At 60.9% G+C, this 17,111-nt stretch carries 19 protein-coding genes; 12 read left to right on the forward strand and 7 right to left on the reverse strand.

The features are described 5' to 3' along the window. The first annotated feature begins 60 nt into the window (after positions 1-60). The 4 genes from HRU92_RS12110 (at position 61) to HRU92_RS12125 (ending at position 3,800) form a co-directional block, all read left to right on the forward strand. Complete coding sequence (locus HRU92_RS12110; protein WP_172124647.1) at positions 61-822, forward strand: SDR family oxidoreductase; 762 nt, start codon at positions 61-63, stop codon at positions 820-822. A 32-nt stretch (positions 823-854) separates the two neighbouring features. Continuing rightward, positions 855-1,505: an NAD(P)-binding domain-containing protein gene (locus HRU92_RS12115; RefSeq protein WP_173088205.1), complete on the forward strand. Its 651-nt coding sequence runs from the start codon at positions 855-857 to the stop codon at positions 1,503-1,505. Positions 1,506-1,531: 26 nt separating this feature from the next. After that, positions 1,532-2,704 carry an MFS transporter gene (locus HRU92_RS12120; protein WP_172124651.1) on the forward strand — a complete coding sequence of 391 codons (1,173 nt, stop codon included), beginning with the start codon at positions 1,532-1,534 and terminating at the stop codon, positions 2,702-2,704. 232 nt (positions 2,705-2,936) lie between these two features. Continuing rightward, positions 2,937-3,800, forward strand: coding sequence for an SDR family NAD(P)-dependent oxidoreductase (locus tag HRU92_RS12125; RefSeq protein ID WP_349236872.1), 864 nt, complete (start codon positions 2,937-2,939; stop codon positions 3,798-3,800). 250 nt (positions 3,801-4,050) lie between these two features. On the opposite strand, the gene HRU92_RS12130 is transcribed toward HRU92_RS12125, so the two are convergent. From HRU92_RS12130 to HRU92_RS12140, 3 genes are all read right to left on the reverse strand, one after another. After that, positions 4,051-4,851 carry a class I SAM-dependent methyltransferase gene (locus tag HRU92_RS12130; protein ID WP_173088207.1) on the reverse strand — a complete coding sequence of 267 codons (801 nt, stop codon included), beginning with the start codon at positions 4,849-4,851 and terminating at the stop codon, positions 4,051-4,053. 67 nt (positions 4,852-4,918) lie between these two features. After that, complete coding sequence (locus tag HRU92_RS12135; protein ID WP_248307075.1) at positions 4,919-5,224, reverse strand: putative quinol monooxygenase; 306 nt, start codon at positions 5,222-5,224, stop codon at positions 4,919-4,921. A 67-nt stretch (positions 5,225-5,291) separates the two neighbouring features. After that, entirely contained in the window at positions 5,292-6,305 is a 1,014-nt protein-coding gene (locus HRU92_RS12140) for an NADP-dependent oxidoreductase (protein WP_172124655.1), read from the reverse strand. 89 nt (positions 6,306-6,394) lie between these two features. Between HRU92_RS12140 and HRU92_RS12145 the strand changes: the two genes are divergently transcribed. Then, positions 6,395-7,327: a LysR family transcriptional regulator gene (locus tag HRU92_RS12145; RefSeq protein WP_127755317.1), complete on the forward strand. Its 933-nt coding sequence runs from the start codon at positions 6,395-6,397 to the stop codon at positions 7,325-7,327. Positions 7,328-7,463: 136 nt separating this feature from the next. On the opposite strand, the gene HRU92_RS12150 is transcribed toward HRU92_RS12145, so the two are convergent. The 4 genes from HRU92_RS12150 to HRU92_RS12165 form a co-directional block, all read right to left on the reverse strand. Then, entirely contained in the window at positions 7,464-7,823 is a 360-nt protein-coding gene (locus HRU92_RS12150; protein ID WP_172125152.1) for an ester cyclase, read from the reverse strand. 104 nt (positions 7,824-7,927) lie between these two features. Beyond that, positions 7,928-8,674, reverse strand: a complete 747-nt coding sequence (locus HRU92_RS12155; RefSeq protein ID WP_349236744.1) for an alpha/beta hydrolase — start codon at positions 8,672-8,674, stop codon at positions 7,928-7,930. Between the two features lie 15 nt (positions 8,675-8,689). Next, positions 8,690-8,974, reverse strand: a complete 285-nt coding sequence (locus HRU92_RS12160) for a hypothetical protein (RefSeq protein WP_172124659.1) — start codon at positions 8,972-8,974, stop codon at positions 8,690-8,692. 75 nt (positions 8,975-9,049) lie between these two features. After that, positions 9,050-9,790: an SDR family oxidoreductase gene (locus HRU92_RS12165; protein WP_173088209.1), complete on the reverse strand. Its 741-nt coding sequence runs from the start codon at positions 9,788-9,790 to the stop codon at positions 9,050-9,052. 221 nt (positions 9,791-10,011) lie between these two features. Here HRU92_RS12165 and HRU92_RS12170 point away from each other — a divergent pair, with 221 nt between their 5' ends. The 7 genes from HRU92_RS12170 to HRU92_RS12200 all read left to right on the forward strand — a co-directional run bounded on the left by HRU92_RS12170 (position 10,012) and on the right by HRU92_RS12200 (position 17,107). After that, positions 10,012-10,653, forward strand: a complete 642-nt coding sequence (locus HRU92_RS12170) for a TetR/AcrR family transcriptional regulator (RefSeq protein ID WP_248307077.1) — start codon at positions 10,012-10,014, stop codon at positions 10,651-10,653. Between the two features lie 260 nt (positions 10,654-10,913). Next, complete coding sequence (locus HRU92_RS12175; RefSeq protein ID WP_173088211.1) at positions 10,914-11,735, forward strand: SDR family oxidoreductase; 822 nt, start codon at positions 10,914-10,916, stop codon at positions 11,733-11,735. A 48-nt stretch (positions 11,736-11,783) separates the two neighbouring features. After that, positions 11,784-12,785 carry an AraC family transcriptional regulator gene (locus tag HRU92_RS12180; RefSeq protein WP_173088212.1) on the forward strand — a complete coding sequence of 334 codons (1,002 nt, stop codon included), beginning with the start codon at positions 11,784-11,786 and terminating at the stop codon, positions 12,783-12,785. 404 nt (positions 12,786-13,189) lie between these two features. Then, positions 13,190-14,269, forward strand: a complete 1,080-nt coding sequence (locus tag HRU92_RS12185) for an ABC transporter ATP-binding protein (RefSeq protein WP_172124665.1) — start codon at positions 13,190-13,192, stop codon at positions 14,267-14,269. Between the two features lie 10 nt (positions 14,270-14,279). Next, complete coding sequence (locus HRU92_RS12190) at positions 14,280-15,350, forward strand: ABC transporter ATP-binding protein (protein ID WP_172124667.1); 1,071 nt, start codon at positions 14,280-14,282, stop codon at positions 15,348-15,350. Next, positions 15,351-16,223, forward strand: a complete 873-nt coding sequence (locus HRU92_RS12195; protein WP_172124669.1) for a sugar ABC transporter permease — start codon at positions 15,351-15,353, stop codon at positions 16,221-16,223. Then, complete coding sequence (locus HRU92_RS12200; RefSeq protein WP_248307078.1) at positions 16,220-17,107, forward strand: carbohydrate ABC transporter permease; 888 nt, start codon at positions 16,220-16,222, stop codon at positions 17,105-17,107. The genes HRU92_RS12195 and HRU92_RS12200 overlap by 4 nt, the downstream gene beginning before the upstream one ends. Positions 17,108-17,111 lie beyond the last annotated feature (4 nt).

A 17,111-nucleotide genomic window follows, 5' to 3' on the forward strand; every position in this document is an offset into this window, starting at 1 on the left:
CAATAGATTTCGCCGCATTATACGCCCGGCCGGAAGCTGGTCGTCCATGAAAGACTTCTCATGTCAAATATCTTAGCAGGCAAGATTGCCCTGGTGACTGGTGGCTCGCGCGGTTTGGGTGCCGCCACAGCTGAGGCGCTGGCTGACCAAGGCGCAGATGTCGCCATCAGCTATGTTGCCTCCGCCGGGAAAGCCGAAGCACTGGTCAACAAACTCAAGGCGAAGGGTGTGCGCGCCCTGGCGATCCAAAGTGATCAGGCTGACACCGCCGCGGCAAAACCCTTGATTGAAAAGGTCCTGGCCCATTTTGGCAAGCTCGACATCCTCGTCAACAACGCGGCGATCGTCGCCAAGGGGCAGATGGTCGACGATCTCGCCCTGGATACGGGCGCTCTCGACCAGCAGTGGCAAGTCAACGTCCTCGGCGTGGTGGCAACCACGCGGGCGGCAGCATCGGTGCTCTCCGATGGCGGCCGCATCATCTTCATCGGCTCGCTGAACGGCACCCATGCTCTGGTTACCGGTGTTGCCGACTATGCGGGAACCAAAGCCGCCATCAACGGCTACGCCAAGGGTGTCGCCCGGGACCTGGGTGGCCGCAGCATCACGGTCAACGTCGTCCAGCCCGGCGCGATGCCCACCGACATGATGGCCAACGTCTTCGGCGGCACTGTTGCTCCCGACGCTTTTCTGGATCTGCACCCTATCCGCCGGATCGCCACACTCAAGGAAGTGTCAGAGGTGATCTGTTTTCTGGCAGGCCCGCATGCCGGCTACATGACGGGCGGCATTATCGATGTGGCTGGTGGCCTCGGCATCTGAAAGCTCGTGGCCCAGTCCGTCTAGGAGCTGTCATGACCACGATCGGCATCATCGGTGCAGGCGAAGTCGGCACACAGTTCGCGCGCGCAGCCATCGCGAATGGCTACCACGTCGTGCTGGCCAATTCGCGAGGCCCTGAAACGCTGCGCGACCTCGTTCAAGAACTGGGGCCATCAGCTCAAGCCGCAACTGCGGCACAAGCTGGAGCCGCAGCCGATTTCGTGGTCGTGGCAGTGCCGCTCAAGTTGATCAACGACATGCCCGTCGACGAACTCGCGGGCAAAATCGTGCTCGACACCAACAACTACATGATCTGGCGTGACGGCCATTTCCCCCTCGTCGATTCCGGCGAAAAGACCGTGCACGAACTGCGCCAGGAGCAGCTTCCCACATCGAAAGTGGTCAAGGCCTTCACCCATATCCAGGCGCCCCGGATCAATAGCTGGGGTCGACCGGCCGGAGCCCCCGACCGGCTAGCGCTGTCAACTTCAAGCAATTTCTCCGAAGCCGTAGAGCTCGTCACCCGGCTTTACGATCAGTTCGGTTTCGACACCGTGGACCATAGTCCGCTCAGCCAATCCTGGCGCAGCGCTCCCGGGCAACCGGCGTGGAAGCAGGAGCGCCAAACCCGGCCAGAGCTGATGGCCAATTTGGCCCGGGCACGCCCCATCGTTCTGGCCTAGTAGCCCATATTCAAGGAATATCCGCCATGACATCGACCGCCTATGCGCCCTCCTTGCCGTTATGGGGAGCCGTGCTTGCTATGAGCCTTGGCATATTCGGCATCGTTGGAGCCGAGCTTCTGCCGGCAAGCCTGCTCACTTCCATGGCCCACGACCTTGAGGTCACCGAAGGCATGGCCGGCCAGGCTGTGACCGTGACTGCCGGCGTGGCCGTCCTTACCAGCCTGCTCGTTGCCGCCGCGAGCGGTCGCGTGGATCGCCGCAATGTGCTGATTTTTCTCACCTCCCTGCTGGTCGTGTCCAATCTCCTTGTGGCCGTGGCGCCTTCGCTGAACCTGTTGCTGCTCGCCCGCATGATGCTCGGGATTTCGCTTGGCGGCTTCTGGGCATTGTCCGCGGCGACAATGATGCGGCTGGTCCCGGAGAAAGACATCGCCAAGGCATTGGCAATCCTGTTCGGGGGCGTTTCTGCGGCTACCGTGTTTGCCGCGCCGCTTGGCAGCTTGTTGGGCGATCTCTGGGGATGGCGGGCCGTTTTTGTGGCAGCGGCAGGTTTGGGCGCCCTTGCTCTCCTCGCGCAATTGGTGCTGCTGCCGTCCATGCATTCCGAGCAGGCGGCACGTTTGAGTACCGTGTTTCGCCTCTTGCGCCGGCCAGGCCTAGGCTTGGGAATGTTGGCTTTCCTGCTGGTGTTCACTGGCCATTTTGGCTTCTTCACGTATCTTCGCCCGTTTCTTGAAACGGTGACGCGGGCGGGCCCGATGGGTGTCACCTCCATACTGCTCATCTTCGGCATCGGCACCTTTGTGGGCAATTCAGTGAGCAGCCGGCTGATCGAGCGCTCGATGTTCGGGACGCTGGCAACAATGCCCCTTCTGCTTGCGGTTCTAGCCATCCTGCTGGCGACCCTTGGTGGCAACGCGTTTGCCGACGCGGCACTCACCGCCATCTGGGGTTTCGCCTTCGGCATTATTCCGGTTTCCTGGTCGACATGGGTCACCCGCGTCGCACCCGATGAAGCGGAGTCCGGCGGCGGCTTGTTGGTGGCAACGGCCAACCTCGCAATCACCATTGGAGCGGCAGCAGGCGGCTGGATCTTCGACCACAATGGTTCGCGGATGGTATTCTTTGCCTGCGCGGCGGTTCTGGCCTTGAGCTTCGTGTCGACCCTCATGCTGAAGGCCCGCCCAAGCAGATGACCCTTTCCATGGTGCAGGTACCAGTCACCTCACCTGCCCCAGAGTGTGGTTCGTATCACGAGCGGCTCACGAGACCGTGGCGGGCAGGGCTGCGCCTTGTTCGTGAGACTGGATGGTCACTGTCTCGCCCTAGCCATGTCACCCCAAGTGTCACGATGCATTGCTGAGCCCCATTCACAAGGCTTGCAAGTTCATCCCAGCTAGTCGGCAGGGATCACAGGAGACATCTTTGGTGCTGTCGAAACGAACACCAGTTCCCATGTTTCTGAAAACACGAAAGGGCATCACAATGGCTGAAAAAGTATGGTTTCTCACTGGCGGATCACGCGGTTTCGGTCGGATCTGGACGGAGGCGGCACTCAAGCGCGGGGACAAGGTTGCGGTCGCCGCGCGCGACCCAGCCTCGCTTGTCGAACTGACCGAAAGGTTCGGCGATCAGGTGCTTCCGCTGACGCTCGACGTCACCGACTCCGATGCCGCGATCAAGGCCGTTCACATGGCCCACGATCATTTCGGCCGGCTCGACATCGTCGTGTGCAACGCGGGCTTCGGGATGGTCGGCGCGGTAGAGGAGGTCAGCATTGAACAAGCGCGCCTCGTCATGGACACCGACTTCTTTGGCATGCTGGCAGTCGTGAAAGCTGCGTTGCCGATCATGCGCGCCCAAGGGTCTGGTCACATCCTGACTGTGGCCAGCACCGCGGGCATCATGGCAACACCATGCGGTGGGCTCTATAATGCGGCCAAGTTCGCGGTCGTAGGCTTGGGTGAAGCCCTTGCCGGCGAAGTCGCGCGGCTGGGCATCAACGTCACGATCATCGAGCCAGGCCCGCACGCTACGGACTTCACAAGCGCGTCCTCGATGGTCGTTGCCCAGCCGATCGACGCCTACGGGCCCCTTCGGGACGAACTTGCGGCGGCGTATCCGGCCGGGGGCGCCAATGATCCCCGTACAACAGCTGCCGCAATATTGGCAGTTGTGGATGCCCCCCACCCGCCCTTGCACCTGCTGCTTGGCAGCGGCCGGGCACAGATCGATCAAGTCTATGCCGGCCGGACCGCCGACTGGGATGCCTGGTCTGACGGTCCGCACTGAGCCTCGCGGGAGCAAGAGGGGACCGCGCGGTGCGGTCCCGGCTCAGCCGCGGGCGCAATGGGCGAGGACCGTCGATAAAACAGCGGGTCGGCTGGCTGGAAGCCCGGTTGGTGGTTTCCTCCGTCCTGATCGGCGCAAGCGGCCGAGCAAGTGCTGGACGATGTTAGTTCACTTTCATTGGCCTGCAGTCCAGAACAAGTCGCCCGGCTGGGCTAGGCCCCACCGCCGCAAGGCGCCGAGGCCGAGATGATCAGCCACTCGTTGCCACAATCATGAAGGCGCGAGTGGGCAGCCGGATAATACCTTGTGCATCGGCATAGCCATTGAAGGCCTGCTGCAACGCCTCACGTAAGTTTTCACCCTCATCGGGGCTCAAGGCAGCATACCCCGGAAAACCGCGGAACATCGGGTCGCACTCGCTGACCACGTCGGGTGAGGAGTAAGGACTCCAGTCTGCCTGAGCGACGTGAATATTGGCAGTGGAGCAACTAGTCTCCAACAGGCTCTCCCTCAGCTCGTCTTGCGAGAAGGTAGGGAACATCCCTGCCGGCCATAGTTCGCGATCCGGATGAAGCTGCGCGAACACACGCCGCATCAGATGTGCCGGTGAGCAATCGTCTTCCTGGGTCCACATTGTCAGCCCAACACGACCCTGGCGGCGGGTGACCCGCAGCAACTCGTCCAGCCCCACCCGCCATGTCGGATAAGCAAGAATGCCAAAATGCGAGATGGCGACATCGTAGCTTGCACCGGCTGGGCCGAGCGATGTGAAATCCATGACCTCAGTGCGGGCATTCTTGAAGGATCGGAGCCGCTCCGCGCTGCGCGCCACCATGTCCGGACTGATATCGGTCGCCGTTACCCATGCGCCGCGCTCTGCCGCAGCGACCGCGAGTCCACCAGTACCGGCTGCGACGTCAATCAACGCCAAGCCATCGAGCGGCATCAACTGGTCGAGCAGCTGGATCGCGAATGGCTGCGTCGCGCGCTCGCCCATACGCTCGTAAAGTCCAATTGGGCCGGCGCCTGCATCGATGGGGCTGTTTGTCAAAGCTAGGCCTCCTAAAATCTTCTCGTAACGTGCAAAGTGTGGGGGCGGCGCTGATTGGCGTACTTTGTTACTCGTCCATCAAGCCACGTTCACGCCGGGCGTCGTATTTGAGAATTTCACCTCTCATGGCGTCACCCCATCGGCCAACGAACGCGACCGTGTCGCTAGAGTGGAGATGAGCAGTGAGTGCGGCCTGGTCTCTCCACCGCTCGGCAATCAGGAGGCGGCCAGCATGCGGATCGTCCATAGCCGCGTTATAGGACAGATTTCCGTCCCGCTGCCGCGCAGTGATGGCGAGTTTCTGGAGATCCTCGACAAACTCGGTAATCGAGGAGGGCTCGACATACATATAGCCGGTAACAATCAGCATCATGGCTTACCTTGGTGGATCCCGCTCGACCGTCTGCACTTCCGACGATCGGGCGGCTGACAGCAACAAATCAGACGGACAGCACGATCTTGCCTTGAATACTGCCGTGGGCGGCGCGCTCATGTGCGCGCGATGCCTCGGCCAGCGGGAATGTGCTGTCGATGACGACACGCACAATGCCGTCGTCGAGCAGGCGGGCGGCTTTTGCCAGTTGCGCGCCATTGGATCGAACCTGCGTGGATGAGACCGTAATCCCGAGCTTCTTGGCCTCCGCGTGACCAGAAAAGCCCAGCGGGTTGACCAGGAACAGCGCGCCACCCGGCTTCAGAACATGTAAGAAGCGCTCCATGTCCGCGCCGCCTACTGCGTCGAGGACAAGGTCCACGTTTCGGACGACTTCCTCCGTCGCGATCGTCTTGTAGTCGATGAACTGATCCACGCCGAGATTTCGCATCAGCGCCTCGTTCTTGGCCGATGCCACCGCGATGACGCGAGCGCCCTGCCATTTCGCTAGTTGGACAACCAGGTGCCCGACACCGCCCCCGGCGCCGTTGATCAGCACCGTCTGGCCGCCAAGGGGCACTGGCTCATGCCGGAAGGCTTGGAACGGATTGGGCTCGTCATGGCCAAGCTCGATCAGGAACTGCCATGCCGTTAAAAGCGACATCGGTGCACCGGCCGCATGAATATGGTCGATACCGGTTGGTTTGGACGCAAGATGCGATGCCGGCACACTGATGTACTGCGCGTAGGCGCCGCTTCCCGTCATTAGGTCGTCAGGGAAGCGAACCATCGCGTAGACCTCGTCGCCAATGCTGAACTCATCGACGTCGGGGTGAACCGCTTCCACGACGCCCGACACATCCGTGCCGAGAATCAGTGGGAAGGATGCGTTGGGTCGCCATTCTGGCGGCAGCGCTCGATAGCCGTCCCGCAGATACCAGTCGGGCGGATTAAGCCCTGCCGCGTGGACCCAAACAAGCACCTCGCCGGGCTGCACATCCGGCCTGGGCGCGTCTTCGTACATCAGCACCTCTGGACCACCAAATGCGTGCAGACGAACTGCCTTCATCTCGTCGCTCATGGTCAAATCTCCGCCTCTCATTGTCATTGGCGAATTTAGCGGCAGCACTGCTGGTTGATAATCGCTGCAGAAGGCGTTTAAGTAATGCCATGGTGGAACATATCACTCTGGACCGGCTCACTGGCATTATCGCCTTCGCGCGTGCGGGATCGCTGGGCAGCTACACGGCAGCGGCGCGCGCGCTGTCGATTTCTCCGTCGGCTGTCAGCAAGAGTGTCCAGCGGCTTGAGCGGCATCTGGGGGTGTCGCTGTTTACCCGTACGACACGCTCGCTGGCCTTCACGCCTGAAGGACGCGACCTGCATGAGCGCGCGCTGCGTCTGCTCCGCGAGGCGGAGGAGATCGAGCAGACGGCAATGACGGCCCGCTCGGAGCCATCGGGCACGTTGCGCGTGGCGGCGTCACTGCCGATCGGACTCCACCTGATCGCTCCCGCTTTACCAGCTTTCCGCCGGCTCCATCCGAACCTGGTCGTTGATCTTAGGCTGGGTGACCAGATGGTGGACATGATTGAGGAAGGGATCGACGTCGCCATACGTATCGGTGATCTGGCTGACACTCGACTTCTATCACGCAAGCTCGCGCCCCATCGGCTTTGCTGCTTCGCCTCGCCAAGCTATCTCGAGGAACGCGGCACCCCAACCCACCCCGATGACCTAGGAGGGCACGACACCGTCAATCTTCGGTATCAGAGCACGGGCCAGGCATTTCGCTGGCCATTCCGGATTGGCGATCGTGAAATCGAGATCGTGCCCAATTCCGGTGTGCTCGCCGATGCCAGCGAGGCCGTGCTCATCATGCTGGCAGCCGGTGGTGGGATAGGGGTAGGCGCCTCCTTCATGGCAGCTCCCTACGTGCAGCGCGGTGAATTGATCCCAGTGCTGTCCAGGTTCGCCGTTGAGCGAAATAACGTCACCGTGCTTTGGCCGGCAAGCCGACGCGCCAACCCCGCCGTGCGCGCCTTTCTAACCATGCTCGACGCCACTTTCACCCAGCGAACGGCGGCTTCAAGTATCGGCTGATCTTGCGCGGAAGGGCGGCCTAAGGGGTCGGTTCCTGCCGACAGACTGCGCCCCCTTTCAGGCGTTCGGCCAGCGTTTTCGTGCTGACGAGGGTCACTCGTGCATCAGCATCGGATGGCTGAGATCACGTAAAGTATTAAGGCAGCACACCGAGCTGGCGGGCAATGGCCTGGTAGTCCATTAAGAACCACATCTCGGCGAAGCGACTGTCTCGGATCCGGTAGCTGGCGAACTCGGTGAAATCGACGCGGCAGCCAGTTGACTCTAGGCCTAGCCAGGTTTGCCCGGGGGTTCCGGTATCGCGAAGCCGGGCGGCGATACGATCATCATCTACGAACAATTCTTCGACCTCCCAGGTGAAATCCGGCACAGCCTGGACTATGCTCTTGAGGGAATCCACCACGTCATCCCGCCTGTAGGATCGGCCATTTATGGTGACATCAGGGCTGATCAAATCCGCGATGGCACTGAAATCCCGCGCGTTCGCTGCTTGGATGTAATGAAGATAGTTGCTTCAACAATTCGTCTGTCATGAAGCACTTCTCCATGTTGTTGACTGAGCGATGGGAATGGCGTCGGGGTGATCGACGCCATTGAAGCTTACTGGCCTTCGCTATCGCCAATGAAGTCCAGGATCAGGTCAGTGACCGCTTCGGGTGCCTCCTCGGCTACGTAATGACCGACATCAAGCTGAACGATCTTAGGGTTGGCGATCCGATTTTCCATGAAATCAGCCAGCAAACCGTAGCCCAAGCCACCGATGCCCAGCGAGGGGACATCGATTTTCTCGGGGAAGGAAGCGTTGTCGATCAGATCCTGCGGATAGGCTTGGTACCATCCGTCGCCTGCCCGAATGGCAGCAGGCGTGTTGTAGGCGTCTGCGTAAACGGCGCGATCGAACTCGGTGATCGCGTCCTGATCGTAGAGGAGCGAGTCCCAAAACCAGTCCAGGTAGATATGTGCCCGTCCCTCGATCAGCTGCTCGGGCATGCCATGCACCTGATGGAAGGCGAACCACCAGATGAAGAAGTCCTTCCTGAATTCTCCCGACAGAACCTGGGGCGGCAGGAGCGTCATCTGGGAAGTTGATGCGGGAAGTCCGCCGACGTCGAGATAGGTCGTCGACAGGGTTGCTTCGGGGTAGAGAACAGAGAACGGATACGCGATGTGCCCGCCGATATCATGTCCGACGATATGGACTTTCTCCAATCCGCGGCTCTGGATCAGCTCGTATATGTCCTGGGCCATGTTCTTTTTATCATAGCCACCCTCGGGCTTGTCCGATGCCCCCATGCCGCGGATATCGACCGCGATGACGCGGTGGCTTTCCGCCAGCTTGGGCATGATCTCGTGGAACGCCCACTAGGTCTGGGGCCACCCCGCCATGAGGACGACCGGCGTGCCTTCCCCGCCCTCCACATAGTGCAGCCGCGTCCCATTCACGTCGGCAAACCCGCGGCGAAAGCCGTCGAGTTGAGCGACCAGGGCGTCATCCGACACGTCCAAATGGGCGTAGGGATTTCCCTTGTCGGTGACTTGTGCAAGCACTGCTGTAGGCGAGAACATCGCCAAGCCCATCAGCGCTGATGCTGCGCCCACACGAACTTTGCTGCGCCAAACGGACCAGGTATCGGATTTAGGATTCATTCGTCTGCTCATTGGATTGCCATTGTAATTTTTGCGCGTCGCGCCTGAAGAGGGACGGGCCGCCTTTGCTTGGGCCTAGGCGTTGTACCCGCCGTCCACGGTCAAGGTCGCTCCGGTCACGAAATCAGCACCGGGGCTAGCCAGGAAAACCACGACCGCCGCGATGTCGGCGGGCGTGCCGTACCGGAGCACTGACGTCAGGCGACGGTTTTCGTCGGCCAATGGACCGTTAGCCGGGTTCATGTCGGTGTCAGTCGGGCCGGGTTGAACGACGTTCACTGTGATGCCCATCGGACCCAGTTCGCGGGCGAGATGGCGGGACAGTCCCAAGTAAGCCGATTTGGTGAGAGCGTAGGCCGCCAGGCCAGAAAAGGGCGCGCGTTCAGCCGAGTTTGAACCGATGCTGATGATACGGCCGCCTCGGCCAAGGTGCGGAATTGCCGCCTTGATCGCCAGCATGGCCGAGCGCAGGTTCACATTCAGCAAGGCATCAATGTCGTCCAGCGTGAGATCAACAAAGGCCCCCATGCGCGCGGTGCCGACATTGTTGACGAGAATGTCGAGACCGCCCAATCCGCCCGCCGCCTCGCCTACCGACCGGCTCACTGCAGCGGCATCAGCGCTGTCAGCCTGGATCGCCACTCCCCGGCGACCGGCGGCTTCGATCTTGCGCACCAGTTCATTCGCCCGGTCGGCCGACCGCTCATAGGTAATTGCGACGTCAGCACCTTGCTCCGCTAAAGCCAGAGCTATGCCGGCGCCGATGCCGCGGGAAGCCCCTGTCACCAGGGCGCGTTTTCCGATCAGGTCGCTCATTGAACTACTTTCTGTATCGGTCAATCCACAAATCAGTAGACGGGCGCTCGCCGGCCCGTCAAGAATTATGTATCGATCAACACAGAATTCAGTTAGGCATAGATAGCGAGCAGCTCGGCGTGGCTGACCCCGCCCGAGCAGGAACCTTGAAGGTGAGGGCTGGGGTAGATATGTATCGCTTGATGCAGATTATCTCATCGCCCACTTCTTGGAGACGGAAGATGGCTAAAAGTCGTGGACGACCTCGCCAATTCGACCGAGACGCCGCGCTTGCCGCCGCAGCCCGACTGTTCTGGTCGAAAGGCTATGAGGCGACGTCATTATCTGACCTCAAGCAAGCCATGGGCATTGGCTCGCCCAGCCTTTATGCCGCTTTCCACTCCAAAGAGGCTCTGTATGTGGAGTCGCTGCAGTACTACCGCCGCACTTATGATTACCTGGTGTGGGGTAACTTCGCTGCCGCGGCCACCGCACGGGAGGCCGTGCGGTCCTTCCTGATGGACTCCGCCGCTGCGCTCACGGGACACTTGGCTGACATCCCAAAGGGTTGCATGCTGGTGCTGTCCTCTGTCGGCAGCGAGGGTCACGACGTCCTCGGAGAGATCGTAAGGTCTGGACGGGCGGCCACTGTGGAACGACTGGAAGCCAGGTTTAGCCAAGCAATTCTCGATGGCGATCTGTCGGACGCCGTTGATCTCCATGCCTTGGCGCGCCTCATACAAACAGTCCAGGCAGGCATGTCCATTCTGGCGCGGGACGATGTCAGCTTCGCCGAGCTGCGGGCGGTCGCCGAGTTGGCTATCGAAGGTTGGGACGCCTATTTGGCTAAGGCATCCCGTTCTCCAGAACAGCATGACGCTTAGGGATTGCTCCCTCCGCACGCCTTGCCACTTCAGTTTACCCTACTGCCGCTGCCGCACCATGTTTGTTGAGCATGGATGCGCGAAGCTGTCGCGACCTCTGCGACCTGCCACACCGTACCGACTTGCTGGCTGAGGTCGAAGCATGAAGCGTAAACTCAGATCCTACTCACTTTTGGCGCCATCTGATTGCCCCTTGTCATCCTCTGCCAATGCCGCTGTCGCCCGCACGACATAGGATCGCTCCAGCCAAGGAGCACATCATGACCGACACCATTTTGATAACGGGGACCTCGAGCGGCCTGGGCCGGGCAACGGCAAAGCTTTTCCAAGCCAGGGGCTGGAACGTCATCGCCACCATGCGGACGCCCAATCGGGAGACAGAACTCAACCAGCTCCAACGGGTCCTGGTCACGCGGCTCGACGTGCAGGACGTCGGCTCGATCCAGTCTGCGATAGATGCTGGGCTGGCGAGGTTCGGGCGCATCGACGCGGTGGTGAACAATGCCGCTTATGGCGCCTACGGTCCGCTGGAGGTGACACCGCTCGACAAGATCCGCCGCCAGTTCGACGTCAATGTCATCGGGCTCATGGCGGTCACGCAGGCCCTGCTGCCGCACTTCCGGGCCAAGCGCAAGGGCACGATCGTCAATATCTCCTCGGTAGGCGGAAGGGTCGCTTTCCCGCTTGGTACGCTCTACCATGGCACCAAGTTCGCGGTGGAGGGGCTCTCAGAAGCGCTGCACTACGAACTTGCCCCGCTCGGCATTGCCCTCAAGCTCGTCGAGCCCGGCACCATCGCCACCAATTTCGCCGGGCCGTCTTTTGACTTCAGCAATGATCCACCGATCGCGGAATACCAAGGCTTGGTGGAGGCCCTGTGGAAGGTGATGGGGCCTATGATGGTGGAGGGATCGACGCCCGAACAGATCGCCGAAACGGTCTATGCCGCAACCACCGACGGCACCGACCGGCTGCGTTACGCAGCGGGGGAAGACGCCATCCAGTTCCTGAACAATCGGCGGACAACCGATGACGCCAGCTTCTTTTCGGGCATGCGGGCGCAGTTCGGCATTGGTGCATGAAGTGCCCGGGGTTGGCCGCGTGATGGTGGTTTGATGATTGGAGACGTCATGCACGAGCATCACTATGCACTCGATACGACATGGCGCACCCTGCTCAGGGACCTGGAGATTGTCCCCGCCAATGTGCTGCGCCGGGCGGGCCTTCCCGATGATCTGTTCCAGCAACCCTCGGCCCGCCTTGCTCCGGAACACTATTACCGCCTCTGGGACAGCCTTGAGGCGGAAGCGGCAGACCCGCTCCTGCCGATCCGGCTGTGCGAAAGCCTCCGCAGCGAATCCTTCTCGCCCCTCCTCTTTGCAGCGCTGTGCAGCCCCAACCTGCTGGTGGCGGCACAGCGCATCGTCCACTACAAGACGCTGATCGGCCCCATCGGGCTGGACGTCACGCCTAGGGCCGACACCGTGACCTTCCAGCTGACCTGGCTCGACACGCCCCTGCTGCCACCAACATCTCTGGTGTTGCTGGAATTGCTGTTCGGCGTCTCGATCGCCCGCATGGGCACGCGTGAACTGATAAGGCCAACGGCCGTCACCACGACCGTGCTGCCAAGTTCAGCTACACCCTACGAGGATTATCTGGGGACCGGCATCCAACGCGGAACTGGGCATAGCATCACCTTCACACTGGCCGATGCCACTCGCCCGTTCCTGACCTCCAACGAACAGCTCTGGTCGGTGTTCGAACCCGAGCTTCGGCACCGCCTGGCCAGCCTTGAAGCCTCCGCGACCACCGCGCAGCGGGTGCGGGCCACCCTGCTCGAAAGCCTCCCCAGCGGTCTTGCCACCATTGAGGCCATTGCCGGGAAGCTGGCCATGAGCCGGCGCACGCTGCAACGCCGCATCGAGGTCGAGGGCACGAGTTTCCAGGCAATCCTGCGGAACACCCGCGAGGCACTTGCCCGCCACTACCTCGAAAAAACCAACCTCGCCCCTGCGGAGATTTCATTCCTGCTAGGGTTCGACGAGCCCAACTCCTTCTATCGAGCCTTCCGGAACTGGACAGGCACTACACCGGACGGGGTGAGGCGGGCGAATCGGAGGACCGCTTGAGCTGGGTGTGCCCGTGCTCGAATCTTAACCACCCTGGGGACAGTCGAGCGCCCGCATTCCGGCCGTTCAGCGAGTCCGATCAAGCTCCTGAAAGCGGCCATTCTGTTTCGGCGCTCCGAGACGGCTTCCTTGGGGTGGCAAGCGGTCTGTCCGTTTTAAATCGTCGACACCGGAAAACGGACAGCTCGGATCTACCACTTCGCCAAACTCCAGGTACTTCGCTGACCGTGCTGTTAAGGTGGACGGGTACATCAAATGGATCAGCGCCACTGACTCTGCCTGGGGTATGATTGTCCCTGAAGACCGGAAAACCGGCGAGGGTACTGGAGGGGTTTGTGGAGATACTCAGCATCAACGAGGCTGATGTTGTGCAGACTTGCCTTATGAAGGCCGGGTGAAGCTTCATGCTAGAACTGCGCAACATAGGCAAGCGGGCCGGCGCCGAGCAGCATTTGAGCGACATCTCGCTTAAGTTGGAGCGGGGCACACTGAACGTCCTGCTGGGGCCCACCCTTTCGGGCAAGACCAGCCTGATGCGCATAATGGCAGGTCTTGACCGGCCATCCAGCGGCACCATTCATTCCGACGGACAAGACGTGACTGGCGTGACGCCGCAGAAGCGCGATGTAGCGATGGTGTTCCAGCAGTTCATCAACTATCCGACGATGACCGTTTACGAAAACATTGCTTCGCCCATGCGGGTGGCAGGCGCCGATCGCAAAGCCATCGACGAGGCAGTGCAGCGCGCTGCGGGCCTGATGAAGCTTACGCCTTATCTCAGCCGCATGCCGCTGAACCTCTCGGGCGGCCAACAGCAGCGCACGGCCCTGGCGCGGGCGATAGTCAAGAATGCCGCCCTTGTGCTGCTGGACGAGCCATTGGCCAATCTCGACTACAAGCTGCGGGAGGAATTGCGCGCCGAGTTGCCGCGCATCTTTGCTGAAAGCGGCACGATTTTTGTTTATGCGACCACCGAACCGTCCGAGGCCCTGCTGCTGGGGGGCAATACGGCGACGCTTTCGGAAGGCCGGGTCACGCAGTTCGGCCGGACCATCGATGTGTTCCGGCGCCCCAATGACGTCGTGACGGCACGCACTTTTTCCGATCCACCGCTCAATTCCATCCTAGCGCGCAAGATGGATGGGCAGTTCATACTGGGCGAGCGATTAACACTGCCTGTGCCGGCGGAGCTTGGGCTTGAGGATGGCGAGTACACCATCGCGTTCCAGCCGCACCATCTTTCGCTTGGCCAATCCAGCCCGAACGCTGCAGCGTTGCGCGCCGAGGTTTCAGCGATCGAGATCACCGGATCGGAAAGCTTTGTGCACCTGCGCTTTGGGGATGCACGCTGGATCATGTTGACGCCCGGGGTGCAGAGCTTTGCCGTGGGGCAACCCATCGAGGCCTTCCTCGATCCCCGCCTGCTGATGGTGTTCGACGAGCAGGGCCGGCGGGCCGGCAATATTCAGGCTGAAGCGGCATAGGGGAAGAGACATGGCACGCATCGATCTCGATCATATCCGCCATTCCTATCTTCCCGATCCCCAGACCGATGATGATTTTGCGCTGAAGGAATTGCACCATGGCTTTGCCGATGGCGGGGCCTATGCCCTGCTGGGTCCATCGGGGTGTGGCAAGACAAGCCTTCTCAATATCATCTCGGGCCTGGTGGCGCCCTCGCGCGGGCGGGTGCTGTTTGGCGGCAAGGACGTGACGGATTTGCCGACCGAGCGGCGCAACATTGCCCAGGTGTTTCAGTTTCCGGTGATCTACGACACCATGACGGTGTTCGAGAACCTAGCCTTTCCCCTGCGCAATCGTGGCGTAGATGAGGCCGATATCAAGCGGCGCGTGTCGGAGACGCTCGACATCATCGGGCTGGCGGATCGGGCTCACAAGCGCGCCCGCAGGTTGACTGCAGACCAGAAGCAGAAGATCTCGCTTGGCCGCGGGCTCGTGCGCCAGGACGTCAATGCGATCCTCTTCGACGAGCCGTTGACGGTGATCGATCCCCATATGAAATGGATGCTGCGCAGCCAGCTCAAGGAACTGCACCAGCGCTTTGGCTACACTATGGTCTACGTCACCCATGACCAGACCGAAGCCCTGACCTTTGCGGAAAGTGTCGTGGTGATGTTCGAGGGCCAGATCGTGCAGATCGGAACGCCGGCGGAATTGTTCGAGCGGCCCAGCCATACTTTCGTCGGCTATTTCATCGGGTCGCCGGGAATGAATGTCCTGCCCATCAAGCTCGAGGGGCAGACAGCGCATCTTGGTTCGCAGCAGATCAGCCTGCCCCGATCAGCACACCCGCAGGGTGGCGCACGCATGGAGCTTGGGATCCGGCCCGAATATGTGCGCGTGGGGGATCAGGGCATTCCGATCCAGGTGCGAACGGTGGAAGACATTGGGCGGCACCGGATCGTGCGCGGCGTGGTGGAAGGGAGCGACATAGCGGCCATCGTGCCGGAACATGACGAGATCCCGGCCGAGCCGCGCGTCATGTTCGATCCCAAGGGGATAAACATCTATGCCGATTCCTGGCGCCAGGCGCTGGAGGGGTAAATGGAAAAAACCTGGAACAACAAGGCCTGGTTTCTGGTGCTCCCCGTTCTGGTGCTGGTGGCGTTCTCGGCCATCATTCCGCTGATGACGGTGGTGAATTACTCGGTCCAGGACACCTTCGGGAACAACGAGTTCTTTTGGTCAGGGCTGGACTGGTTCGACGAGACGCTGCACTCGGACCGTTTCTGGGAAGCCTTGCAGCGCAATCTGCTGTTCTCGGCCATTATCCTGGCCATTGAAATTCCGCTTGGCATCTTCATAGCCCTCAACATGCCCAAGCGCGGCTGGGGCGTGCCGGTGTGCCTGGTGCTGATGGCATTGCCGCTGCTGATCCCGTGGAACGTGGTGGGCACGATCTGGCAGGTGTTCGGGCGCGTGGATATTGGCCTGCTGGGGCGTGGACTTTCAGGCCTGGGCGTGGACTACAATTATGTGCAGGACCCATTCGACGCCTGGGCGACAATCATTCTCATGGATGTGTGGCACTGGACCAGCCTTGTGGTGCTGCTGTGCTATGCGGGACTGGTGTCCATTCCCGATGCCTATTACCAGGCCGCGCGGATCGATGGGGCCTCGCGCTGGAGTGTTTTTCGCTTCATCCAACTGCCCAAGATGCAGCGGGTGCTGCTGATCGCAGTCCTGCTGCGGTTCATGGACAGCTTCATGATCTACACCGAGCCGTTCGTAGTGACCGGCGGCGGACCGGGCAATGAAACCACGTTCCTGTCGATCGACCTGGTCAAGATGGCGATCGGGCAATTCGACGTGGGCCCGGCGGCGGCCATGTCGTTGATCTATTTCCTGATCGTGCTGCTGCTGAGCTGGGTGTTCTACACCGTGATGACCAATTACGGCCAAGGGAGCGATGCATGACGGACCGCCCGATTACAGCGGAATCCATGACGGTCCGTGCGCGCTCTACCGCCCCAAGTGCCGCGGTCAACCGGCTGCGGCGACCGCTGCGGCTCGGCTGGCTCGTGCCCACGTTTTATATCATCTTCCTCTTGCTGCCGATCTATTGGCTCCTGAACATGAGCTTCAAGACCAACCAGGAGATCACCGGCGCCTTTACCCTCTGGCCGCGCAACTTCACCCTGGGCAATTACAGCGTCATCTTCACGGACCCCAGCTGGTACTCGGGCTACATCAACTCGATCATCTATGTGGTGCTTAACACCATCATCTCGCTCGCGGTGGCGTTGCCGGCCGCCTATGCCTTTTCGCGCTATCGGTTCCTGGGCGACAAGCACCTGTTCTTCTGGCTCCTCACCAATCGCATGGCGCCACCAGCGGTGTTCGCCCTGCCGTTTTTCCAGCTTTATTCGGCTTTCGGGCTGATCGACACCCATATCGCCGTGGCGCTGGCCCATTGCCTGTTCAACGTGCCCCTCGCGGTGTGGATCCTGGAAGGCTTCATGAGCGGGGTGCCCAAGGAGATCGATGAAACGGCCTATATCGATGGCTACTCATTTCCGCGGTTCTTTGTGCGCATCTTCATGCCGCTCATCGCTTCGGGGATCGGGGTGGCTGCGTTTTTCTGCTTCATGTTCTCCTGGGTCGAACTGCTGCTGGCGCGCACGCTGACGACAACGGATGCCAAACCGATCTCGGCCATCATGACCCGCACGGTATCTGCCTCGGGGCTCGACTGGGGCGTGCTGGCGGCCGCCGGGGCGTTGACAATCATTCCGGGCACGCTCGTCATCTATTTCGTTCGCAATTACATCGCCAAGGGCTTTGCCCTGGGCCGGGTTTGAGGAG

It is taken from the genome of Devosia sp. 1635, assembly GCF_013185955.1.
Lineage (GTDB): Bacteria > Pseudomonadota > Alphaproteobacteria > Rhizobiales > Devosiaceae > Devosia.